This is a genomic window from Pleomorphomonas oryzae DSM 16300, assembly GCF_000422965.1.
GTDB lineage: Bacteria > Pseudomonadota > Alphaproteobacteria > Rhizobiales > Pleomorphomonadaceae > Pleomorphomonas > Pleomorphomonas oryzae.
Map to the genome: position 1 here is coordinate 251,593 of NZ_AUHB01000003.1, position 20,625 is coordinate 272,217.

Below are 20,625 nucleotides of genomic sequence, written 5' to 3' on the forward strand. Positions count from 1 at the left end.
GGATGGTCGATCATGCGAGCTGGTAATGCGGCCCGTCGAGGAAGTCTGGGCCGGGGTGGCGGGCCTTGTAGGCCTCCACGGCATCAGCGATGCCGGGCAGCGTATCCGGCAGCTGGGCAAGGTTGCGATCCCAGATCGAGCCCCAGGTGATCGTCACCTTCTTTTCGATCGACGCGAGGCGCATTGCCAGCACGATCGGCCGGATCTTCTCGAACGACCAGACGACGGAGCCGTTGACGACCGGGGCGATGTCGACGGCGTGGCCGAAGCCGTCGGATTGACGGAGGTGCTTCGAGAGCATCGTTTTGCTTTTGCCCTGCGCCTTAAGCACCTTCTGCCGAGCAAGCGACCGCACGCCGTCGAGCACAGTGAAATCCTGCTCGGTTAGCTCAATGGCGCGCTCCACCACCATCACAAGGGAAGGATGCACGCCGACAAGGCGGTCGCGGCTGCGAACGCCCAGCACGAAATTCGACATTGATATCTCCATAAAAAAGCCCGCCGATCAGGGCGGGTTGGCACGTACATTCATTTGAATGGGGTCAGGCGGCAAGCTGATCACATGCCTGATCAGCAGTTACGACCCTAAGCAATCCAGCCTGCTGCTTAGTCGCAAGGTAGGATGCCACCGCAGCGTAGACGGTGTCCTGAGTTTCCAGGCTATTCGCAGGAGACGCCGATATTTCGTGCGTCTGGAGCACCAGACCCGTCCCATTTGAAATGGTCTGATCGATCCACCCTTCGATCGTCGCGGCAGATTGCTGCCCTGTATCCTTTGCGCCAACGCCAAGCAGTGTCCGCCTACCAAGGGACGAGATGGCAATCTTCGGCTCTGTTGCCGCACGGGCAAACCTGTAACCTCGCGCCCTCAGCACGTCATATTGATCGGGGCCGGCGGCGTTGACGGGAAACGCGAAAATGCCCGTCAGGGGCAAGCCGGCCGCCACCATGGCTGCCTCTGCTGTGGCGCAATCAGCGTCAAGCGCCGCAGGGTTTCCTCCTAGCGTATAGGTCTTATGGTTCATCCCCTGGTGACCCACTGACCAGCCTGCATGATAGAGCGTCAGCAACTCAGTGGCTGTCTCACCAGTGATAGTGTTGCCGTCGGCGAAGATGGTCCCGACGAGACCATTTTGTTGCAGGACGGGCAGCTTTTTTAGGATGGCAGTCGGTACATAGTTGTCATTTGCGAGGATGATGAGCGGCGTCGCCTTTCCACCGGTGGCAACAAGATCGACGTTGATGTATCGAGCGTCGTTCGGAGTACTCGCCTGCCAACTGATCTGGAGGCAGATATATTGACATCTGTAGCTAGTCGATGGCGATCCTGTTTCCGCCCAAACGGGGTCGACGGTCTGCGAGATATCGAAGCGGAAACAATCCCACTGCCCATTGTTCGGGTAGAAAAATGGGGTCTTCCGGTACGCTGACGGCAGACCGTTCGGAGGGTCTGAACCCTGTGGCAGATTGCTATACACGAACTGCCCATTGATGAGAGACGACACGATCCCGGTGGAACCGTTTACTGAAATCGCCGACCGGGGAATCTTGATCCAAATTTCAAACGGTCCGTTGATGAGCTGGTTGGGGATAGCAAGATAAAGCTCGGCATAAGACGCCGTCCCCACCGTTTGCGAGACGGACAGCTTAACAGTTGGCCGCCCGACCTCTCGGACGTTGTCGTTATCAAGCGACAAAGTGCCAAACGCCGCTTTCCAGCCGCCCGCAACGTTGAGAGTCGGGGGAATAGGACAGATTGTCTTTGATCTGGAGATCAGCGGATAACGTATATCATCTCTACGGAGGCTAGGGGTGATACCAAACTCTTGCTGGATATCGAGCAGGTCGGCTGTGACCTTTGCATCATATCGCGATCCGACCATTATTATCTCCCGATGACGACGTACTTGTTTCCGATGGTGACTGGTTTGCCGCTGATCACGACGATTCCGTAGGGCCCCCCCGTTTTGGGGGTGTTCGTGTCGATCAACCTGAGGCCAAGTTTCAGCATGGCGCCCCCCTCAGCCGATCAGCTCGATGGTGACTTTGGTCTCTGCCGTCTCAGCTATGAGCTTCAGAGCGGCGACGTTCGCGTTGCCGGTGATGAGATGGCCGGTGTAATACTCATCGAGTGCCGCGCCATGGGTGACATTTCCAGCCGAAAAGGCTGGCGCCGTTCCATCGGTTGAATAGGCGATGCGCCCTGCCGAGCCGACATAAAGCCGACAGGCAGTCACCCAGGAGGGAACGCCGCCGGTGAACCCGGCAGCGGTGAGCAAATCGGCGATTGCGCCGACCGATGTTGCCACCTCCACCACCGGCTGCGCCGCCGCGTGCAGCTCATGGCGTTTCTGCCCCGCCTCGGTCGCCGGGTCGATCAGCGCGCCGTCGCTCTTCGCCTGGCGCATTACCACCTTGACATCGGTCATGATTTACTCCGGCAGGGAAAGGGTGAGTTCGAATACGTCCGAGCCCTCGGCCACCGGCCGCAAGGTCAGCCCAGCCGGCGCCGCGGCACCGGTGAAGGTTGCGGCATAGAATACCGAGGCAGGCCCTTGCAGACCGGGCGTGTTGATCTCGACGGTCTTCACGCCCTCCGAGGCGTCTGACACCTCGACGACGGTGATTTGATCGGTCATTCGATGCAGTCCTTGACGGTTACGGTGCCATAGAGCAGCGTCTGTTCATCGCCGCCGGTGATGATGCGCCGCAATTCGTAGCGGGCACCCTGGCGGGCCGAGGGCGGCGGCAGGCCGTCTGTCTGCGTCGCCGTCAGTCGCACGGAAATCTTCGCCGCCGCCAGGTCGACGGTGAGCGTATCGGCATCGCTGTCGAGCGATATCGTCACCGGCCCGCTCACCAGTTCGAAGGTGATGTTCGACCCGGTCAGATCGACCAGCGCGCCGGCATTGTCCTTCACGATGAAATCGATGGCGTAGCTATCGCCGCGTTGCAGCGTCAGAGGATAATTGGCCGGCAGCATGTCAGAGCCTCACCAGTTCGAAGCCATCGACGATAGTTTGCGTATGTCCGAGACCGAGCTGCCCAAGATCGTTGTAGCCGGTTGCATAGAGCTGCCCTGTCTGGCTTTTCGCCAGCACGCCGTAGACGGCGGTTGCCGCCGCCGACGGACTGATCTCGAAGTCGGCCACCGTTTCCGTCGCCGGCAGTGGCATTCGCGTGAATGTCGATTGAGTGGCCGGCACCGATGAAAGGGCAGACCCCAAAGCGCCATAGGTTCCGCAGCCGGCAGCCCAAAGAACGCCATCGGTATCCAGCGCAAAAATGCCCTCGGCACTTTCCACTCCACCGCCGAGAACCTTGCTGATCTTTCCCTGGCCGGCAAAGCTCGGCTCATGGAATGTCAGTTGGTCCGTGGTGTTACCGACGCCCTGCTGACCGAAATCATTATCGCCGCATAGCTTCAGCTTGGAATCGGCGGTGATGATGGCCGTGGTCGCGAAGACGCCGCCATTGAGGGCATGGATGCTCGCCGCGTTGGTAAAGCCGAGAACCGGCTGCACCCAGGCCAAGCTGCTAGTCGTGCTGCCGGTGCCGAACTGGCCATTGGCCCCATAGCCGATGGCGCGCATGGTCTTGTCGGACGAAATCAGCGCAACCGCATATTGGTACCAGGCACTCGAATAGATACTCATCCCCAGATCGAAGTCCATCACACCAGTCAGCGTGAGGATCGGGGATGCCTTTGCCGTGGTGGTACCATCGGCCGCGATGCCGCTGTCGTTACATCCCCACATGTAAAGGTCGCCGGACGCCGTCAGCGCCATGGCAGCGCCGACTGATGCGCCACATGCCCGGACCTTGGTGATTGTCGTCAGGCTGCCGACCCGCACCGGCGTCGATCGCGGCGTCGAGTTGATCGTCGAGCCATTGCCCAGCTGGCCGCCATCGTTGCGGCCGACGGCCCACACGCCCCGGTCAATGCCGCTCGCCGACCCCATGAAATAGACGGTCTCGGCTGCATCGGTTGCATAACCGATGCGCTGGGGAATGATATCGGCCACGGTGATGCCGTTGGAGACAAACCAGCTCATCCGCACCAGCGATGGCCGGTTCGTCGTATCGCCTTGCCCCAATTGCCCTGAGGCATTGCCGCCGCAGCAGTAGACGACGCCAAGACTATCGAGAAGATAGATCGAATTGGCCGTTCGAACCGCCTTGACGAATGGCAATGACGGCGCCACCTCGCCGGGGGTAAGGCGCAAGGGCATGAAGATCGGCCTTGCCGCCACGTTGTTGCCGTTGATCGGCGTGACGCCGGCCGCATAGGCCCAGCCGTCCGAGGCAATGATCACCGCGCCGGCCTTGCCGCCACCGTTGATGTATCCGGAGCCGAGCTTCAGAACTGTCCGCTGGCTTTGTGTCGTCACCGGCAAATTGATGAGGCGCCGCCCATCGAGGGCCGGCAGATAGCCATCGCTGGCCACCACCACGCCGGCGCCGGCAGCGGTTCCCGTCTTGCGGCCGATGACGACGATGGTGTATCCGCTGCCGCTGGCATTGACGACCAGTGTCGCCCGCATGCCCGGCAGCAACGTGAAGCTGCCAGCCGTCGAACCGTCCTCAAGACCGGCGATCGTCTGTTGCGTGCTGCTGACCGTGGCGCCCTGCAGCGTCGCCGCGGTGCTGCCGAGGTTGATCAGTGTGGTCACCAGCAGCGCATCGGCCAAGGTCGTCGGCGGCAGCGTCACTGTCGGCGCCGACGCGGCATTGATCTTGATCAGCGCGCCGATATCGCCATTCGCCAGGGCGACGGTCGCCGTCACGGCGATTTCCGCATCGTAACGCATCGGCGGGTTGGCGATGTCGTCGAGCAGATCCTGATGCTGGCCGACAATACCCTCTATCTCGGTGCCCCAGGTCCGCACCTCATCCATGGAAGCGCCACGCGGCGCGCCGCCTGAGGTCGTCGGGGCAAATACGTTGGGAGCCGTCTTTGTCAGCGTCAGCGTCATTTTGATCCTCAAGCGGTCAGAGAGGCCCATTCGGACTGCGGCCCGTCGCGGCTCGCCAGCGTGGCGGCATTGACCACGGTGCCCGCTGGCACGGTGAGATCGATCACGCCGCCCGGCAAAACCGCCGTGGTGGAGTTGGTCGAGATGCCGGACTGCAGCTGCCAGATCACCAGCCCCACGCAAGCGATGTCATAGGGCGCCCGCACCCTCACTGTGCGCGTCGCGCCGCTGCCGGACGACGACAGAACCGGCAGCGCCGGAATGAGCGGAACGGCGGCATCGAAACTGCCGGCAGCCGACCAGTTGGAGCTGTCGTCCCCATCATAGACGCGCACCTTGGCAAACGCCTTGTCAGCGCCGGCATAGGCGCCGGCCTGGCGCGCCCAGGTCAGCCGCACCGTAACGCCGTCATCGGCGTCCAGCGTCGTCGCCTTGGCCATCAGCCGCCACTTGGTGCGCGTGCGGTCGAAGAGGGCGCGGGCTACCAGTTCCGGCGTGTAACTTGCCACCGCATAGGTTGCGCGCACTTCCCTCGTGCCGTCGATCAGCGTCACGAGGGCAACCGCGCTCGGCGCCGACGGTGTGGTCAACGCCGCGTCGATGGCGATTTCCGGGATGAGATCGGGCGCCAGTGCCTCATCCGTCGCCGGGTTCCATGCGGTCAAGGCAGGCACTTCGGTGTAGGAGATATCGACCGCGCCCGAGTCGTCATCGACCTTCGGCGCATCGATCTCCGATACAACGATATCTCCATCCGGTGAGGGGTGGCTGACCACCCGGGCGCCCCACACCGCCAGTCCCGCGAAGTTCGTGCGAATGGTTCCGGAGTTGGCCCTGGCCAAGGCGAATTTCCGCCGCGCGATGCGCTGCGCCTGGGCAGCGGACGGGCAGAACTTCAGCTCCACCGTCATTTCCTGCACGCCGGCTGCGGCGATCTCGTCGTCGATCCGCGCCCAGGCAATGCCGGTCATGTCGATTTCGGTGACCTCGAAATTTCGTTCTTCCGAGTAATATTTGACGACGCAGATGTTGGGGCGTTCGACGGACTGCGGCCCAGCCGTGTCCGACACCGACAGCACATGGACGACGTCGATCGACGCTTCTGCCTCGCGTACATCATCGATCAGCCGGAAAGCGATCTTTTCGCCGATCATGATCTGCTCGGCGCCAATGGAATCGAGCAGGCTTTGCAGTGTTTCCGAGCGCTTGGTTTCCTCGCTCCAAACGCCCCAGGCCCGGGCTCGCGGTTCAAATCCGGTCCGCGTGGCGACCATGACGTCGGCCCGATCGGCCTCGGATTTCATGAAATCGACGTCGTAATCGTCGAGCGTCATCCGGCTGTCGAGGGCCATATGCAGGTGGTAGGCCACCAGAATGCCGTTGTCGGTCCATGCCGTCGTGCCGGTGCGAGGATCGTAAATTGCCTCACCACGCACCACCTTTTCGAGATCTGGCGCGCCTCCGGAATAGAGCGACAGGTATTTGGACGAACTGAGGCCTGGGCTCTTGTAGCGGATCAGCGTCTGGGCAATGCCCCGCATCCGATGATCGGCGGTCCATAGTTCTGGAAAGGCCGACATCAGCGCCGGCCAGGCGACCTTGTTGGGGTTTCCGTTGTCCTCGGAAATAAGCGCATAGCTACCGCCGTCATAGCTCCAGGGCACCGAGGCCACGAATCCGTCGTCGTCAACCACCACCTCGCGTCCACCCAGGAAATACTGTTCGACGGCCGTGACGGAAACGAGGTGGCCAATCAGCCGATAGCGATCGTCCCCCACCGTATTGCCGAACACCTTGGCGCCCCCGATGCGCACCCGCCCGACGGCGCGCAGCGCCGCCGACTCTTCACCGGAAAATGTTGCTTTGGCCGATCCCGGATCGATCGAAGAGGACGACGATGACGAGCCGCTTCCATCCTGCCCAGAGGTTGCGAAGGCCGATAGCGCCAGCGACCCCGCCAGCAGAATGGCGCTGCCGATCGCCTGCGCCACGGTCAGGCTTCCGGCGATCACCGCCGTGCCGGCAATGGTGCCGGCGCCGAACAGGGCGTTGATGCCGGCGACGAACAGCGTACCGATGGTGCCGGGGTCGGCTGCGGCCGGTGATACCCCGACGACCAGCAGTCCAAGCGCCAGCACAAAGGCATGCACCAGCCGCGTCATGCGCCAAGCTCCGGAATACGCCAGGCCCGAATGAACGACCGATAGGGAAACAGCGTCACGCCCTTCTCTTCCCGCCAGTAGGCCACGCCATTGGCCAGAAAGATCACGCCCACCTCGCCGAAACGTGCCGTCTTGATGGTTCCGACGTCGCCGATCTCCGGCAGCCCGGTTTCCATCAGCCCGACGTCTGCGGCCAGTCTATCCCAGATGGCCGTCAGCGACCCCGCTGCGGCGATCAAAGCGCCCGCCTCGCCTCGGCTGGCATAGACCGGCAGCGGCACCGCAACGCCGGTCTCCTGCGCCACCCATGCCGCCACCATGGCCGAGCAATCGTCGGTACCCCATGTCACAGGCTTGCCGACGAACTGGCCAACATAGTCACGCAATCGCTCGATCCGCGTCATTGCCAATTCTCCACCACGTCGACGCCGATGAAATCAAGACCCTTGTCGCCGGGATAGCGCCGCCGCTGGTCGGCCTGGTTCCAGCGTCCGCCGGGCGCATAGTTGAGCGACGAGAACACGTTTTCCACGGTGATCTCGACGGTGCGAATGCCGATACCCTCCCAGCGTCTGGCCGGCGCCGTCATCCGCCCGCGCGGGAAAAGCAGCCTCGGCGAGCCGATCACTTGTTGCGTCTCGCCGTCGAACGTCGCGAAATAGACCTTGGCCGACCGTCCCTCGACGGCGACCTTACGCAGCGACTTGAGAAAGTCAGCCGTGACGCCGCCCAGCTGAAAGGTGATGGCCGCCGCCGCGCCGAACCGCGGTTCTTGCACCTGTCCGACGCTCACCATCCGCCCGGGAATCGTCGGATCGGAGACGCCGCTCCATTCCCGCCCGCCAACCGTCACCACCCCGGCGCCGGAATGCAGCCGCAACAGGCCCGACGGCAGATCGAACTCCACCAGCCACGCTCGCGCCACGTGTGGCGCTGCCAGCGCTACTGCCTCAGTCGGCGAAAAACTGAGCGACATGCCGGTGTTCCACTTCAACGAGGGTGATCGCCAGGTTTTCCATGACGGTGACGCCGCGCGGCAGGTTGGCGCCGCTTTCGCCCTCAAGGCGCATCGCCATCACCGGCGTCAACGTCGCGTAATCGGCCGTCGTGATGGCGCGGCGCAGCGGCGGCCAGACGCGGAAACGTCCACCGCTTAGCACCTCGGTAACCACGTGCACGGCAAAGACGCCAACAAAGCCGAACAGATCCCCCGCATCGAGTTTCGGGCCGAAACTTCCTGTGCCCAGCGTCACAATGCTATCGCCGCGCGCTGCCGCCGCCGCGACGGTTTCCCATGGCTTGCCCGGGCGCCAGTTCTGGCCACCGAACGGATCTCCGGCCAGGCGCCAGGGCTGCCCGTTGCTCCATGGTTCGCCGATCAGCTCGCGCTGGACGTCCATTTTGATGCCGAGATCGTCCCAGGAAAGCCCGTCCGGGTCTTTGAAATCGACGCGGACCGCGTTGGCGCCGCCGTGCAGCGCCGTCACCATGCCGCGATAGCGCCTAGCCAGCTGGCCACGCAGCGCCGGCAGGGAAAACTGCCAGCGCCATAGCCCGAAGGGCGACGAAAACGTCTGGACGAACGAAGCGACGCTTTCCGACGAGCCGGAACCGACGGCCCTCGGCCCGGAAAGCGGCTCGCGCGACGTCCAGTCAAGGCCGATCGGCCAGGAAATCAACCGCGCCATCACACCACCGTCCGGCGCATGCTGGCGACCTTCTGCACGCCCAGCACGTTCTTGGCAAAAGCCTTGCGGTCGGCCTGCATGGCACGCTCCAGCCGCGCCACCGCGCTGGCGTCAGCGCCGCGCGCGTCGATCGTCGGCGCATAGGTGATGCTCGGCCCGCCAAAACCGGCATCCCCGGGCCGCCGGATCTTGCCGGATGTATCGGGCACGAAGATCTCGTTGCGACGTTCGTTGATCTGGTAGGGATGGCTGGCATAGACGCTGCCGCCACCGTCGCGGTGTCCGATACCGCCTGGTGTCGACGATGATCCACCCAACAAGCCGCCAAACAGACCATTGAACAAGGTGCCGAACAAGCCGCCGTTCTTCTGGCCGCCCATGTTGAACAGGCCGTCCAAAGCTGAATCCATCGCTTTGTCGATCAGGCGATCGAGCGCGTTGGTAAGCGCCTCTGTCTCCGATTTTCCAGCCCGCAGATCGGAAATGAAGCCGCCGAGCAGATCCTTGCCTGTGTCGTTCATCTCATTGAACAGGTCGGTCATCCGCTGGCTGCTGTCGTAGAGGTCGTCCGACCGTTGCCGTGCCTCGTCATACTTCAGCGACAGCGCATCGATCGCCCCTTGCATCTCCGGCGTGATCTGCGACCCCTTCTTGAACGCGGCCGACAGCAGATCCGTGGCCACCTGGGCACGGTCGGCGTTGCCGTTGTAGCGAATTAGCATGTCACCATAGGCCTGCATGGCCTGCGTGCTTTGCTCGAGGTGTTTCACCTCATCGGCATAGGGGTCACGCGCCGTCGAACGGCTGCCGGATCGGCTCGCCGCTTTGGCTGCCTTCACCTCGGCATCGTGCGCCGTCGTTCCTTTGTTCGCCTGTTGTTGGACGGCCGCATTCCGATAGTTCTCGAAAGCATCATAGGCCTTTCGATCGGCGGCGGCCTTCTGATCGGCCGCCAGCTTGGCAAGGCTCGCGGCATTATCCGCCGAGGCGGACGCGCGCACGTTGGACCAGTCGCCAATTTCAGGCAGATCGCCCTTGGTCGCCGTCAAGGCAGCGGCCAGCGCCTTGGCTGCCTTGGCTCGCGCGTCGAGCTGCGCACCGGCCGCCGCGCCTACCTTGCCGCCAGCCGTAGAGGAACCGCTACCCAAGCCCAACGATATCCCGCCCGACGGGAACATGTTGAGAAATGCCTGTAGGGCGGCGGCTGCCTCGACAATGGCAACCTTCAGCTTGGTTGATACCGTTGCCGTGACGATTTCAAATTGCCGGTTGAGATCCGCGCCGCGTTGGACCAATTCGGAATCGATCACTATACCGAGGTCATCGGCCCGGCGCATCATTTCCTTGATGGCGTCCGGTCCACCTTCCAGCAAACGCACCAATTCCGCGCCGTTTTCCTTGGCCAATGCGAACATGGCGGCGAACCGCTCTTCCTGCGTTGGCATGGCGCTGATAGCGGCTGATAGTTCCATCACGATCTGCGTCATGGATTTGACGCTGCCACTGGCCGTCAGCACATTGATGCCCAGCCGGCTGAAGGCCTGGTTGGCCGGCCCATCCACATCCCTCGCCGCATCGCCGATCTTACGCGTCAGCGAGGTAAAGGCACCTTCCAACTGCTCGTTGGTGACGTCCGTCTCGGCCGCCGCGAACTGCCAGCGTTGCAGCTCTTCAACCGGCAGCTTCAGCTTTTCCGCTTCAGTCTGCAGGTCGTCGAGCGATCCGGTGACCTGGCTGACCAGCTGCGGCAGGGCGGCAATCGATCCGATCGCCAATCCACCAGCCAGCCCACCCACCAAACCGGCTGCAATGGCTTTGCCGGTCGTCATTGCCTGCGACGAGATCTTCGCCGAAAAGGCGTCGAAGCTGCGGCCTGTGCCGTCCAGCGATGTCTTGACACCCTTCAGCGCCTTGTCGGTCTTCTGTTCAAGCCGCACCATGGCCCGTTCATAGGACTTGGTGTTTGCTTCGATCAGAACGGCAAGGCGCTGGAAATCGTCAGCCATCGGGATAGCGCTCCATCAGCTGGGCCAGTTCGTCGCCCAGCAGCGGTTCGGTGTCGTTGGGGTCGGAGTTTTCTTCATTCCAGCGGTCGACGGCGGCAAAAAACTCACGCACCGTCATCGACCAGAACACGGCGGGCGAATGGCCAAGGCTGGTGACCGTGAAACCCAGCCATTCCCGCAGGGGCAGCCCCGTCAGCCGCTTTCCCCTGCGGCCTCCGCGTTTCCCTGGTTCTTGGGAACCTCAAAGGCGATGAGTAGCGCCGCCACGACAGCCGCGGAGGCGTCGAACAGCTCGACCGGCTTCATCGCCGCCGCGGCTTTCCGGGCAACCTCTTTGTCAGTGCCGAAGATTTCGACGGCCTCTCGCACGGCGAATGGCTCATTGTGCGACAGCCGGTTGTTGATATCGTCCAGCCCTCTGGCGCCGATGGCCGTCGACAGCCGCGCCAGGCCATCCATGGTGACGGCAAGCGTCAGCCGGCGCCCGCCGACTGACACTTCCACCTCGCCGCGTTCCGCGTTCACCGCCACGATCAGGTCTCCGCCGTGAACGTGAGGGCAGCGGCGCTTTCGAGCGACATCGAGTAAGTTTCCTCACCGTTGTGCTCACCGGCGAACTCGCACTGCGTCACGGCAAACAGGCCCTCGAAGGTGCCGAGGCCCGGCACCACCAGCTGCCATTTCCGAAACGCGGTGCCGCTGACCACCTCAGCCACGACAGCCTTTGCAGCCGCGTCACTGGCAAATACGCCAGAGCCACTGACCGACATGGAGCGAATGCCCGCATCGGCCAGCAGTTCGCGCCACTGATTGAGGGAGTCGGAGTTGGTAACATCGACGGTTTCCCGATTGACGGTGATCGTCCGGCTTTTGATGCCGCCGACCGTGGTATAGCTCGGTGTCGATGTCGCCGAGGTATCCCGCTTCAGCAGGATTGCCCGTCCAAGCGATGCGGTCATCTTTGTCTCCTGTCAGCTTCGATGGATGATTTTCAGCGTGGTGATGAGGTGGCGTGTCAGGCCGTCCGCTTCCCGCAGCGGACCTCGCGTGGAGTCGATGAAGCAGAGCGCCGAAGACCGCCCGGTGACGGTCAAGGCCTGGCCGTCGAACAGGTCGTGCAGCCGGCTGGAGATGTCGAGCAGCTCCTTGCCCCCGCGATAGCGCGAGAAGCTATGGATATCGATATAGCTAACGGTACCATCGTCGCCGTTGGCGCCATTTTTGGTTCCGGTGTCCGGCATGGCCTGCGCGCCATCGATCCGATTGTAGGGGAAGACCGCATCATCCGGCACGTGGTCGAAGCATCGGCCACCGGCCACGGCCGGCGACGCCCCGGTGATCCGCGCGTAGACGGACTGTTGCAGCGGCCAGGAATAATCAGCCATCGCCCGTGCTTCCCACCTTCTTGATGGCGTCGCGCAACGCCTTGTTGGCCCGCCGCTGATGCCGAGGCCGCACGATGCGATAGGCCGGCCAGAAGAACGGCTGAGGATGCGTGCCGGGGTGTTGCGTACCCGGGTAGAGGCCCTGGTTGATGTGCGGCGCCGTGCCGTATTCGACGAGGTGAGCAATTCGGTTTTGCGTGTCGCCGGCCGTCACCATCACCGCACCCTCCGGCACCGTCATCGACCCGCCTGGCTGCGAATAGGGCGGCGTCGTCTCGCCGGGTCCAGTGGCCGCGATGCTGTCGCGCAGTCCGCCGGTATCGACCGGAACGAAGTTCTTCGCGGTCATCACCATTTCATTGCCGCTATCGATAGCCGCTGCCGTCATCTCTTCAAACACGGCTTCCGGCAACAGGCGCTGCAGCTTGGCGCGCAAACGGTCTTTGCCCCGCACTTTCATGGAAACGGCGACGGCCATGGGTTTCCTGTTCTCTAGCGTTTTTATCTATCGACAGGCGGGCAGCGAGGCGCGACGATGCGGCAACGTGAGGAACACGCCCGCCATGCGCGTCATCTTGTTTTCGGTCGGTCTCGTCGGAATAGCATTCGGCATGCTGGCGTTGGTGTTCGCGCAAAGCGCCATTCACCAGATTCTCGCGGCCGTCAGCATCTTCGGCGGCTTCACTTTGATCGGCCTCGCAGCCGTGATGCATACTGTCGATGCCGCCTGCGATCGGCTGATCGGCGCCATGTGGGCGCCGCCGCCAGCCAAAGAAGACATCGAAGGCTAATGCGTGAAGGCGGCTTTATGATCACGGGCCAGTTTCACGCGAGTGCCATACTTGGCGAGTGCTGCGGCCACAGCTTTCATGATCACTGGATATGATCTCTGGAACATCCTGTCCGGCGTCACAAGATAGAGCAGCATGCAAAAGGCAGCCGCTACTTTCAACGCTGGGCGAACGAACCATCGAACCTCTAGAATGAGGTCGATAGTACCAACTGTCTTTGTCATGATGCCACTCCGCGCTCAACCTTGAAGTCCAGCGCCTCACGCCGCTGGTCGAAGTCGGTCGGGCCACCTTTGATGGCATAGGCGATATCGTCGATCAGCACGCGGTTTGCGCTGGTGATCGCCCGCGTCACCGACGAAGAACGAACCGTCAGCACCCCAGCCTCGGCCGCTTCAAGTCGCCCAGCCCGCACGTCCTCGCGTGGGCTCGCCGGCAGATACCGCCCGCGCACCGCGCCCCCGGTAACCGCCGCCCAGCCCAATTCATACCCGCCGCCGCCATCCGGCACCTGCGTTTCCACCTGAAAAACGCAGCGATTGCGCAGCTTTCCGGCCGGGATCATGTTGCCACCCGCCGATGCGGCATGAGCAGCGCATGAACAGTGGTCGACATCGGAATTTCAGTGGCGATCGTTCCGGTGACCATTGTCTCACGGTTGGCATAAAGATCGCCAATCATAAGCAGGATCGCCGCCTTGATAGCTGGAGGAATGGTTGTAACCGTAGGACCATAACCGTAGGTCGCCGTCACCTTTACCGCGTCGATACGATCGGCGGTTGCGGGCCAGGTGCCATTGGTGTTGAGCATCACCGCATCGCCGAGGGCATCGCGACTTATCGACCAGAGCGACGCATTGAGCGTCTGCAGCACGTCCGATCCATAAGGATAATAGCTGACCATTACCGATGACGCGCCAACGAACGGTAGCGGCAAGCGGCGACAATCTGGAAAACCATCAAAGCTTTGCGACCACGACTGATTGACCAGACACCTGCCAAGTATGCCGGACCATCCATCAAGGTGTCCGACGACGGCGGCGATCATCGAAGTGATCAGCGTATCGTCGTCCTCGAAATCCACGCGCAAATGTTCCTTGGCTTCGAGTAGACTGACCGGCACAGCCGTCGGGCCCGCCTCCAGCTGAGGCCGTTGCGCGTGGATCATGCTGAAAGCTCCCGTCACGAGGAGGCCGTGATACCGAATGCAATGAGTGCGAGGCGGATGGAGTTGATTGCCGCGCGTGCCTCCGCATCGGTCGTCGTGCCGCCGGTCGGCGCAGCAATGGCAGATGCCTGCGTGCCGGACGCCACGACAGCACCCGCACCGTCCAGCTTGTTGATCTCGGCGGCCGATGCCGTCACGCCATCGAGCGTATTCAATTCGGCGGCCGAAGCGGTCACCGCGATGCCATCAATGAGCAGGGCCTGGTCGCCCTGGCGAAAACCCGCTGCCATGATCGTTTACCCCTGAAAAGGCCGCGCCGGATGGTCCGGCGCGCCAGGTTGATGTGATCAGTTGGAAACGGCGGCGAGATCGGAAACGGTTGCCCCCTGCACCGCTGGCTTGCGTCGCGGCGTCAGAATGGCGATCACCTCGCCATAGGCGATGTTGGCCGCCGACGACGTCCGCACCGCCTGCACATAGCGCTTGGACGGCAGGCGATACTCGACGGCAAGCAGCGTGCCGTTGATGTCGTCATTGCTGGCGCACGTCTTGGTCGCCGACGCATCGGTGACGGCGGCCATGCCGGTGTCGCTGTCATCGTCGTTTTCTTCGACCTTCAGAGTGGCCACGCCGGTAGCGACGCTATCGGTGATCGTCGAAACGAACAGCACCGATTCATAATCGGCCATGTCGATACGGCTCGAATTGCCATCGATCGACGCGCCGGCAGCAATGGCCGCGCCGACATAGCGCACTTCGAGATTGTCGCTGATGAGGTGCATTGCACTCTCCTGATGATTGAGGATGGTGAGGCGCCCAACTCAAGCCGGGCGCCGGACGCACGCCGCGCGCCGAAACGCGCAGCAGTCGGGATCAGGCCGCGAACTTAAGATGCTTGATGGCGTCGAAGTCGATCACGCCGCCACCCACTCGCTTGATTGAGTAGAAGACGACATACGGCTTGGCCGTGTAGGGATCGCGCAGCGTGCGAACGCCCAGCCGGTCGACGATCTGATAACCCTGTCGGAAGTCACCGAACGACAAAGAGAAGCTTCCCGTTGCGAGTGCCGGCATGTCTTCCGCGCGAGTCACCGGATAACTCAGGATCTGCTCTGGCTGGCCGGCGGCGAGACCGGGCGCCCACAGGTACTGGCCCTGGCCATCCTTGAACTTGCGAATCTTGGTGATCACGGCGCGGCGGGTCACGAACCGCGCATTTCCGAGATACTGGTCACGCAGCAATCCGACCAGATCGAACAACTTGTCGGCCGGGTTGGCGTCGGCGAAATCGCCATTCTTTCCGGAAACGACGTAGCCGATCTTTCCCCAATCGACGCCGGAACCACTGTCGGCCGCAGTCGCATACGCTGTGAAGCCAGTCGGCTTGCCGGCGCCATTTCCAACGACGAACGCCGACGCCTCCGTGCGCGCAAACTTGTCGGCCAACTTGCCGGCCAACCAACTTTCGATATCGACGCTGGCGTCGTCGAGCAGCTTCTGCGTTGCCTTCGGCTGGGCATACATCTCGAACGCTTCGATCGACCACTTGCCGACTTGCGGCGTACCAGTATCGGCGCGCGTGCCCTTTTCGGCCACCCAGCCAGCGTCGGCTTCGTCGCGATCTTCCATGCCTTCCAGTTTGTCGGACCCGATCGACATCACGTCGGCGATCTGGCGGATCGGCGAGGACTCGAACACCTTGGTCACGATCCGGCCGCCGACGTCCGGCGTCACGAAATAGCCGCCATCCGGATCGCCGCCGACGCTCATGGCCTTGGACTCATCGGCACCGATCACCTTTTCGCCCTTGCGCAGATAGGTGGAGAACCCCTTGCGATAGGCATCACCCTCGGCGGCGTTGAGTGGGGCGAAGCTGACGCCTTTCTTGGCAGCTTCGGCGGCCAGCACGGTGTTGAGCTGCTTCAGCTCGATCGCCGACTTGTCGTCCGATGCGCTGCCCTTGCGGGAAAGGCGCAGCTCCAGGTCCTCGCGTTCCTTGCGCTCGGCCGTCAGCGCTGCTTCGATCTTGCTTTTCGCTTCGACGGCAGCGTCAAGATCCTTTTCGATCTTCGACAGCTTCTCGTCGGTGAGCGCGTCGTGCTTCTTGGCTTCCTCAAGGGTCGCCTTAAAGGCCTCGAAGGCCTTGCCCTGCGTTTCGATCAGGGACTTGATCTCATCCATCTCAGGCATGTCAGTTTGCTCCAAGGATTTTCAGGTTGCGGCGCAGCGCCGCGACGATGTCGGTCCCGTCCTCGTCCCGAGGGTCCAGTCCCTTGAAGCCGCCGGCGGCAATCCGCTTGGCGGCCGCGTGCGAGAAGCCGCCTGCATCCCGCAGGAAGTCCTCGAAGTCTCGAATTGTCTTGATGCCGTGGGCCGATTTGACCGAGCCGGGATCGACGCGGGCGAGACCGTTGGCCGGAAACGTAACAACGGAGGTTTCGATCAGGTCGATCATTTCCAGCTTGCGGCGCGGCTCATCCGGCTTGGTACCGAGCGTGAACTTTTTCGCTCGGTAGCCGATGGAGAGGCCATTCAGCGCGCCCTCTTTCATCGCGCCGCGAATGGTCTTTCCGCGCTCGGTATCGAGATTGATGATGCGGCCGGCAACCTTCAACCCGACATCGTCTTCTTGCATGTCTGTCCAGACGCCGACGGGAATGGCGTCCATGTCGCCCATCATCCAGCCGCCGTGTTGGGAGAGCATGGGCGGCAATGCCTTCTCACGCTTCCAATCCTTGAGGGACTGTTTGAAAGCGCCGGGCACAATCACGTCGCCGTAGCTGTCGACATTGCCAAACACGGCGCCGTAGCCGGTGAATGAACCGGTTTCCACGTCGACGCTGTCCGACGCAAACTTGACTTCCATGCGGTCCATGATTGCCCTCACGTTTGCGGGTCGGCGATGGTGGCGGAACCGGTTACCGGTTTAGTCGTCGGCTGCGGAAGTTTGTTTGCTTCCGGTTCGTCGGACGGGTCCATGTCTTCCGCGTCGCGCACTTCGTTTTGTGTCATCCACCCTTTTGTGCCGCCGGAGCCAAGCGCCTTGGCGTAGAACTCGGACCGATCCTTGGCCACACCGCGAAGCAGTCCATTCGGGAAGAATTTGGCGTAGACGCCCGCGTCAAAATCGGCCTCGCCGATCAGGAATGCATTGATCGATTCCTCGACATAGACATAGATCGGCGACAGCGCATGAACGACATGGGCCTGAAACTGCTGTTCGCTCGACGCATAGGTCTGCGTCTTGTCGGCATGACCAATCATGATCGGCATCACACCGAAGGCGCGGCAGTTTTCCTCGATCTGAAAGCGTCTGGTCTCAAGGTGCTGGGCATCGACCCCAGTCATTTGCTGCTGCTGCCACTTTGCGCCCATATCGAGCACAAGCGGCTTGCCGGCGTCTTTTCCGCCAGTCGCATGTTTTTCAAGAAACTGGGTGATCAGTTCGTACTGTTCTTTACCCATCTTGCCATCGACGCTGTAAACACCGCTGACCTTTGCACCGTTCGCGTGAAACTCGGCGTGCGCCTCTTCAGTCGCAAGCGCCAGGCCAATTGCCTCTCGCGCCAGCTTCACGCTGTCGAGCCCCATCCAGCCATTCCAAGACGGTGCCCGAAGGTGCCAGATTTCAGCCGATGACATGACGGCATATGAACCATCGTCGGCTCTGACTTCGTAAGTGAGTGTGCCTGTGCTTGACCTCCGCACAGTCACGCGGCTAGGCTCGATCGGCTCCAAAGCAACAATGCGGCGAGCATTGCCGACACGGCCGATCCAGACGAACGCGTTGCCGGCAAGCACCATGTGCCACACGATCATACGCTTGAATTCTGAAGGCGTTTGCCAGGAATTTGGCTTGAACCGGAACAGCTTGTAAAGCTGGTGGTCCGTCGCTTCGACGCGCCGCCCCCCGGACTCGCGCATGATTTTCAGCGGGATCTGGGCAACGCCATTACCAAGAACGCGGGCACACGCCAAAACAGTCGTAACCTTGAGGGCATTTTCCCAGTTGACGGCCTGACCCGATTTCGAACGGCGTCCGCCATATAGCTCGCGCCAGATATCTTCCGACGTGGCCTTGCGCTCGCTTTTCCAGAACTGGAGCTTGCCCAACAGGCCCATTCGTCAGCTCTCCCAAAATGACTTCGTTTCGACGGCCGGCGCCGCGAGCGCGATACCGATTGCCATGACGCCAGCCACAATGCCGTCGATGCGCTCGGCTGACTTGTTCTTGGCCGGTTTGATGTTGCCGGCCGGATCGCTTTCGATGGCTACCACCTGGGCATGTCGCCGCAGCATCGGATGGCCGCCATGGTGGAAGCCGTTCGACATCACGAGCCGCTCAAGCTCTTTCGAGGGAGCCGACATCGATGCGTAGCCCTGGCCGAACAGCGCCACGGCAAGTCCTTCGTCAGTCAGTCGCACTGCCGTTTCGATGGCGTTCCACCGGTCAATGGCAATCGACTTTTCATTGTCCGCCGTGGCGCCGCTACCGGCGAAAGCGATCTTGAATTTCTCGCCATCGGCCAGGATTTGTCTGCGCACATACTCATAGTCGACGACGTTGCCCGGCGTGGCGATCAGCGCGCCGTCGCGCACCCACTGTTCGTAGGGCAGTTTGTCGCGCCGTCCGTGTTCCTTGATCAGCATTTCCGGCTTAAAGAAGCGAGGCACCACCACCGGAACATCGAGGCCGTCTTGCACCGGGAACCACCAGACTAGCGATGACAGGTCGATCACCGCCGACAGGTCGAGGCCGCCGAAGCAGCGCTTGCCGATCAGCTTCTCTTCAAGCTCGCGCCATGACGTCGGTCCGATACAGTGATCCCAGCCGAAGCGATTGCCCTCATCGTCAACCGCGTCGATCGGCAGCCAGCGCACCGCCTGCTCGGTCCAGATGTTCAGCCGGTAGCGTTTGAAGTCGTTTTCGAGGCGCGGTAGCTGCCTGGCGCGGCGGGCCGCCGACTCCATGGCGTCCAGTTTGGTGGAAACGCCAAGGTTCGGGTTGGCCTTGCGCCAGGTTGTCTCAAGCGTCCAATCGTCATCCGGATCGGCGGCGTAGATGATCACCAGCGTTTCCGGGTCGTCGATCACGCCGTCGCGGATCTTCACGCACTCGTCCCAGATTTCCTCGCCGTAGCCGCCGCGCTGACCGGCCGTCGAAATCAGAAACTCAAGCGGCTGCCGGCGCGCCGACTCGCTGTCATGAACGAACGTGTACAAGTCGCCGTTCGGCCACTCGTGGATCTCGTCGCCCACGAGCCCCGAAGCGTTGAACCCGTGCTTGCCCGTCGGGCGGCCCGACAGCGGTTTGAACGACGCGTTCAGTGCCGGGCAGTAGATCGACGGCTTGAGGCACGTCAGGTCGTTCGACAGCGTCGGCGACTTGCCGACCATGGTCACCGTTTTGTCGAAAACGATGCGCGCCTGCGGTTCGTCCGTCGCGATCGCATAGACCTGGCCGCCCGGCTCACCGTCGCCGAGCAGCATCAACAACGCGATACCTGCCGCCAGTTCCGTTTTGCCGTTCTTGCGAGCGATCCACACGTAGCAACGGCGATACTGTCGCGTTCCGTCCGGGCGTTTCCAACCGAACAACGGGCGGATGATGTCGTCGGCCTGCCAATCTTCGAGTTCAAAAGGCTGGCCAGACCATTCGCCAGCCGTGAAGCACAGATGCTCTGGGAAAAACCGCACGGCCGCCTCGGCGGCGGCTTCATCGAACCAGTAATCCCCGATCCGCCAGACGCGTTCGCCCGCATCCCAAACCGCATTGATCAAAACACCGCGAGGCCGGCGCCGTGATCGCGCCCACTTGGCCGTTCCAACTTGTGCGTCCATCAGTTCAGTCGGTTTCCGAGCAGTCCGATTGCGGTTGTTGGCCGAGCCGGCGTTGCCTGCGGCGCATCGCTTTTCCTGGCTGGCTTCTTGCCGTCCTTTTGGCCCGTCGGATGGCCGAACAAATCGACATCGCCGGCCCCGGCGCCACCAACGGCACGCGCCGCGAAGATCCGCTGCCGTTCCGCCGGGTTGAGGCCGAAGCGATCCTCGGCCGACATCAGCTCGCGATTGAGGCGCACGCACATCACGAAGGTTGGGTCTGGCCGGCGCACCGTGCCGCTGGCCGTGACGATGGTGTAGATCGCGCCATCGGTTTTCGTCTTGCCGCGCAGCTCAACCCACATGGCGTAGTCGCTGCAGTAGCGCGCAAATGCGCCGACATCGACTTCCGATAGCAACTTCATGGCGACGAGCCGCGGCGCCAGCCGCGCCCAGACCGTTTTGCCCTGCTCGTCGAGCCAGTCCGGCGGTTCGATCGTTCCGGCCGTCCTGTTTTCCGTCACCGGATCGGTGCCGATCGGCCGCCGCGCCGAGTTACCCTTGGCGAGCTTAACCGATGCCGGCTCTGGCTTGGGTCCACGCCGTCCCATCAGTCACCCGCCTCCATGC

27 protein-coding genes are annotated in these 20,625 nt (G+C 62.3%); 1 reads left to right on the top strand and 26 read right to left on the bottom strand.

Going from position 1 to position 20,625, the window contains the following annotated elements; genetic code table 11:
- Nucleotides 1-10: 10 nt before the first annotated feature.
- The 16 genes from G522_RS0106425 to G522_RS0106505 form a co-directional block, all read right to left on the bottom strand.
- Nucleotides 11-478, bottom strand: coding sequence for a M15 family metallopeptidase (locus G522_RS0106425; protein ID WP_026790333.1), 468 nt, complete (start codon nt 476-478; stop codon nt 11-13).
- Between the two features lie 64 nt (nt 479-542).
- Nucleotides 543-1,883, bottom strand: a complete 1,341-nt coding sequence (locus tag G522_RS0106430) for a polysaccharide deacetylase family protein (RefSeq protein ID WP_026790334.1) — start codon at nt 1,881-1,883, stop codon at nt 543-545.
- A 138-nt stretch (nt 1,884-2,021) separates the two neighbouring features.
- Nucleotides 2,022-2,429, bottom strand: a complete 408-nt coding sequence (locus tag G522_RS0106440) for a hypothetical protein (RefSeq protein ID WP_026790335.1) — start codon at nt 2,427-2,429, stop codon at nt 2,022-2,024.
- Nucleotides 2,430-2,432: 3 nt separating this feature from the next.
- Nucleotides 2,433-2,639, bottom strand: a complete 207-nt coding sequence (locus G522_RS0106445; protein WP_026790336.1) for a hypothetical protein — start codon at nt 2,637-2,639, stop codon at nt 2,433-2,435.
- Nucleotides 2,636-2,983, bottom strand: coding sequence for a hypothetical protein (locus G522_RS0106450; RefSeq protein WP_026790337.1), 348 nt, complete (start codon nt 2,981-2,983; stop codon nt 2,636-2,638). The genes G522_RS0106445 and G522_RS0106450 overlap by 4 nt, the downstream gene beginning before the upstream one ends.
- 1 nt (nt 2,984) lies before the next feature.
- The gene (locus G522_RS0106455; protein ID WP_026790338.1) at nt 2,985-4,976 is read right to left on the bottom strand and encodes an RCC1 domain-containing protein; all 1,992 of its coding nucleotides are present in this window, start codon (nt 4,974-4,976) and stop codon (nt 2,985-2,987) included.
- Nucleotides 4,977-4,984: 8 nt separating this feature from the next.
- Entirely contained in the window at nt 4,985-7,138 is a 2,154-nt protein-coding gene (locus G522_RS0106460) for a phage tail protein (protein WP_026790339.1), read from the bottom strand.
- Nucleotides 7,135-7,542, bottom strand: coding sequence for a DUF6950 family protein (locus tag G522_RS28875; RefSeq protein WP_051228386.1), 408 nt, complete (start codon nt 7,540-7,542; stop codon nt 7,135-7,137). Before G522_RS28875 ends, G522_RS0106460 begins: the two co-directional genes overlap by 4 nt.
- Complete coding sequence (locus G522_RS0106470; protein WP_026790340.1) at nt 7,539-8,114, bottom strand: hypothetical protein; 576 nt, start codon at nt 8,112-8,114, stop codon at nt 7,539-7,541. Before G522_RS0106470 ends, G522_RS28875 begins: the two co-directional genes overlap by 4 nt.
- Nucleotides 8,089-8,826, bottom strand: coding sequence for a hypothetical protein (locus G522_RS0106475; protein ID WP_026790341.1), 738 nt, complete (start codon nt 8,824-8,826; stop codon nt 8,089-8,091). Before G522_RS0106475 ends, G522_RS0106470 begins: the two co-directional genes overlap by 26 nt.
- A complete protein-coding gene (locus G522_RS0106480) occupies nt 8,826-10,832 on the bottom strand; it encodes a hypothetical protein (protein WP_026790342.1) in 2,007 nt (668 codons plus the stop codon). Before G522_RS0106480 ends, G522_RS0106475 begins: the two co-directional genes overlap by 1 nt.
- Nucleotides 10,825-10,944 (bottom strand): hypothetical protein, encoded by a 120-nt coding sequence (locus G522_RS30470; protein ID WP_425414048.1) that lies wholly within the window; start codon nt 10,942-10,944, stop codon nt 10,825-10,827. The genes G522_RS0106480 and G522_RS30470 overlap by 8 nt, the downstream gene beginning before the upstream one ends.
- Nucleotides 10,945-11,024: 80 nt before the next feature.
- Nucleotides 11,025-11,363, bottom strand: coding sequence for a hypothetical protein (locus G522_RS28880; RefSeq protein ID WP_051228387.1), 339 nt, complete (start codon nt 11,361-11,363; stop codon nt 11,025-11,027).
- 2 nt (nt 11,364-11,365) lie between these two features.
- A complete protein-coding gene (locus G522_RS0106495; RefSeq protein WP_026790343.1) occupies nt 11,366-11,791 on the bottom strand; it encodes a phage major tail protein, TP901-1 family in 426 nt (141 codons plus the stop codon).
- A gap of 12 nt (nt 11,792-11,803) precedes the next feature.
- On the bottom strand, nt 11,804-12,217 hold the full coding sequence (locus tag G522_RS0106500) for a DUF3168 domain-containing protein (protein ID WP_026790344.1): 414 nt from the start codon (nt 12,215-12,217) through the stop codon (nt 11,804-11,806).
- Complete coding sequence (locus G522_RS0106505; RefSeq protein WP_051228388.1) at nt 12,210-12,695, bottom strand: HK97 gp10 family phage protein; 486 nt, start codon at nt 12,693-12,695, stop codon at nt 12,210-12,212. Before G522_RS0106505 ends, G522_RS0106500 begins: the two co-directional genes overlap by 8 nt.
- Nucleotides 12,696-12,780: 85 nt before the next feature.
- On the opposite strand from G522_RS0106505, the gene G522_RS0106510 reads away from it, so the two are divergent.
- Entirely contained in the window at nt 12,781-13,008 is a 228-nt protein-coding gene (locus tag G522_RS0106510; RefSeq protein ID WP_156886851.1) for a hypothetical protein, read from the top strand.
- Here the strand turns inward: G522_RS0106510 and G522_RS0106515 are convergent.
- The 10 genes from G522_RS0106515 to G522_RS0106560 form a co-directional block, all read right to left on the bottom strand.
- On the bottom strand, nt 13,005-13,232 hold the full coding sequence (locus G522_RS0106515) for a hypothetical protein (RefSeq protein ID WP_026790347.1): 228 nt from the start codon (nt 13,230-13,232) through the stop codon (nt 13,005-13,007). The genes G522_RS0106510 and G522_RS0106515 overlap by 4 nt on opposite strands.
- The gene (locus G522_RS0106520) at nt 13,229-13,573 is read right to left on the bottom strand and encodes a head-tail adaptor protein (RefSeq protein ID WP_026790348.1); all 345 of its coding nucleotides are present in this window, start codon (nt 13,571-13,573) and stop codon (nt 13,229-13,231) included. Before G522_RS0106520 ends, G522_RS0106515 begins: the two co-directional genes overlap by 4 nt.
- On the bottom strand, nt 13,570-14,175 hold the full coding sequence (locus G522_RS28885) for a head-tail connector protein (protein ID WP_051228389.1): 606 nt from the start codon (nt 14,173-14,175) through the stop codon (nt 13,570-13,572). The genes G522_RS0106520 and G522_RS28885 overlap by 4 nt, the downstream gene beginning before the upstream one ends.
- Before the next feature lie 14 nt (nt 14,176-14,189).
- Nucleotides 14,190-14,465 (bottom strand): hypothetical protein, encoded by a 276-nt coding sequence (locus tag G522_RS0106530; protein WP_026790349.1) that lies wholly within the window; start codon nt 14,463-14,465, stop codon nt 14,190-14,192.
- A gap of 57 nt (nt 14,466-14,522) precedes the next feature.
- Nucleotides 14,523-14,957 carry a hypothetical protein gene (locus tag G522_RS0106535; RefSeq protein WP_026790350.1) on the bottom strand — a complete coding sequence of 145 codons (435 nt, stop codon included), beginning with the start codon at nt 14,955-14,957 and terminating at the stop codon, nt 14,523-14,525.
- Nucleotides 14,958-15,048: 91 nt separating this feature from the next.
- Complete coding sequence (locus G522_RS0106540; protein WP_051228390.1) at nt 15,049-16,365, bottom strand: phage major capsid protein; 1,317 nt, start codon at nt 16,363-16,365, stop codon at nt 15,049-15,051.
- Between the two features lies 1 nt (nt 16,366).
- Complete coding sequence (locus G522_RS0106545) at nt 16,367-17,050, bottom strand: HK97 family phage prohead protease (protein ID WP_026790352.1); 684 nt, start codon at nt 17,048-17,050, stop codon at nt 16,367-16,369.
- An 8-nt stretch (nt 17,051-17,058) separates the two neighbouring features.
- Entirely contained in the window at nt 17,059-18,297 is a 1,239-nt protein-coding gene (locus tag G522_RS0106550; RefSeq protein ID WP_026790353.1) for a phage portal protein, read from the bottom strand.
- A gap of 3 nt (nt 18,298-18,300) precedes the next feature.
- Complete coding sequence (locus G522_RS0106555; RefSeq protein WP_084632916.1) at nt 18,301-20,016, bottom strand: terminase large subunit; 1,716 nt, start codon at nt 20,014-20,016, stop codon at nt 18,301-18,303.
- Nucleotides 20,016-20,606, bottom strand: coding sequence for a phage terminase small subunit P27 family (locus tag G522_RS0106560; RefSeq protein ID WP_026790355.1), 591 nt, complete (start codon nt 20,604-20,606; stop codon nt 20,016-20,018). Before G522_RS0106560 ends, G522_RS0106555 begins: the two co-directional genes overlap by 1 nt.
- Nucleotides 20,607-20,625: the final 19 nt, after the last annotated feature.

Excerpts from the sequence above, each read along its gene's own strand:
- G522_RS0106425 (WP_026790333.1), bottom strand. The coding sequence starts at position 478 with ATGTCGAATTTCGTGCTGGGCGTTCGCAGCCGCGACCGCCTTGTCGGC.
- G522_RS0106430 (WP_026790334.1), bottom strand. The coding sequence starts at position 1,883 with ATGGTCGGATCGCGATATGATGCAAAGGTCACAGCCGACCTGCTCGAT.
- G522_RS0106440 (WP_026790335.1), bottom strand. The coding sequence starts at position 2,429 with ATGACCGATGTCAAGGTGGTAATGCGCCAGGCGAAGAGCGACGGCGCG.
- G522_RS0106445 (WP_026790336.1), bottom strand. The coding sequence starts at position 2,639 with ATGACCGATCAAATCACCGTCGTCGAGGTGTCAGACGCCTCGGAGGGC.
- G522_RS0106450 (WP_026790337.1), bottom strand. The coding sequence starts at position 2,983 with ATGCTGCCGGCCAATTATCCTCTGACGCTGCAACGCGGCGATAGCTAC.
- G522_RS0106455 (WP_026790338.1), bottom strand. The coding sequence starts at position 4,976 with ATGACGCTGACGCTGACAAAGACGGCTCCCAACGTATTTGCCCCGACG.
- G522_RS0106460 (WP_026790339.1), bottom strand. The coding sequence starts at position 7,138 with ATGACGCGGCTGGTGCATGCCTTTGTGCTGGCGCTTGGACTGCTGGTC.
- G522_RS28875 (WP_051228386.1), bottom strand. The coding sequence starts at position 7,542 with ATGACGCGGATCGAGCGATTGCGTGACTATGTTGGCCAGTTCGTCGGC.
- G522_RS0106470 (WP_026790340.1), bottom strand. The coding sequence starts at position 8,114 with ATGTCGCTCAGTTTTTCGCCGACTGAGGCAGTAGCGCTGGCAGCGCCA.
- G522_RS0106475 (WP_026790341.1), bottom strand. The coding sequence starts at position 8,826 with ATGGCGCGGTTGATTTCCTGGCCGATCGGCCTTGACTGGACGTCGCGC.
- G522_RS0106480 (WP_026790342.1), bottom strand. The coding sequence starts at position 10,832 with ATGGCTGACGATTTCCAGCGCCTTGCCGTTCTGATCGAAGCAAACACC.
- G522_RS0106495 (WP_026790343.1), bottom strand. The coding sequence starts at position 11,791 with ATGACCGCATCGCTTGGACGGGCAATCCTGCTGAAGCGGGATACCTCG.
- G522_RS0106500 (WP_026790344.1), bottom strand. The coding sequence starts at position 12,217 with ATGGCTGATTATTCCTGGCCGCTGCAACAGTCCGTCTACGCGCGGATC.
- G522_RS0106505 (WP_051228388.1), bottom strand. The coding sequence starts at position 12,695 with ATGGCCGTCGCCGTTTCCATGAAAGTGCGGGGCAAAGACCGTTTGCGC.
- G522_RS0106510 (WP_156886851.1), top strand. The coding sequence starts at position 12,781 with ATGCGCGTCATCTTGTTTTCGGTCGGTCTCGTCGGAATAGCATTCGGC.
- G522_RS0106515 (WP_026790347.1), bottom strand. The coding sequence starts at position 13,232 with ATGACAAAGACAGTTGGTACTATCGACCTCATTCTAGAGGTTCGATGG.
- G522_RS0106520 (WP_026790348.1), bottom strand. The coding sequence starts at position 13,573 with ATGATCCCGGCCGGAAAGCTGCGCAATCGCTGCGTTTTTCAGGTGGAA.
- G522_RS28885 (WP_051228389.1), bottom strand. The coding sequence starts at position 14,175 with ATGATCCACGCGCAACGGCCTCAGCTGGAGGCGGGCCCGACGGCTGTG.
- G522_RS0106530 (WP_026790349.1), bottom strand. The coding sequence starts at position 14,465 with ATGGCAGCGGGTTTTCGCCAGGGCGACCAGGCCCTGCTCATTGATGGC.
- G522_RS0106535 (WP_026790350.1), bottom strand. The coding sequence starts at position 14,957 with ATGCACCTCATCAGCGACAATCTCGAAGTGCGCTATGTCGGCGCGGCC.
- G522_RS0106540 (WP_051228390.1), bottom strand. The coding sequence starts at position 16,365 with ATGCCTGAGATGGATGAGATCAAGTCCCTGATCGAAACGCAGGGCAAG.
- G522_RS0106545 (WP_026790352.1), bottom strand. The coding sequence starts at position 17,050 with ATGGACCGCATGGAAGTCAAGTTTGCGTCGGACAGCGTCGACGTGGAA.
- G522_RS0106550 (WP_026790353.1), bottom strand. The coding sequence starts at position 18,297 with ATGGGCCTGTTGGGCAAGCTCCAGTTCTGGAAAAGCGAGCGCAAGGCC.
- G522_RS0106555 (WP_084632916.1), bottom strand. The coding sequence starts at position 20,016 with ATGGACGCACAAGTTGGAACGGCCAAGTGGGCGCGATCACGGCGCCGG.
- G522_RS0106560 (WP_026790355.1), bottom strand. The coding sequence starts at position 20,606 with ATGGGACGGCGTGGACCCAAGCCAGAGCCGGCATCGGTTAAGCTCGCC.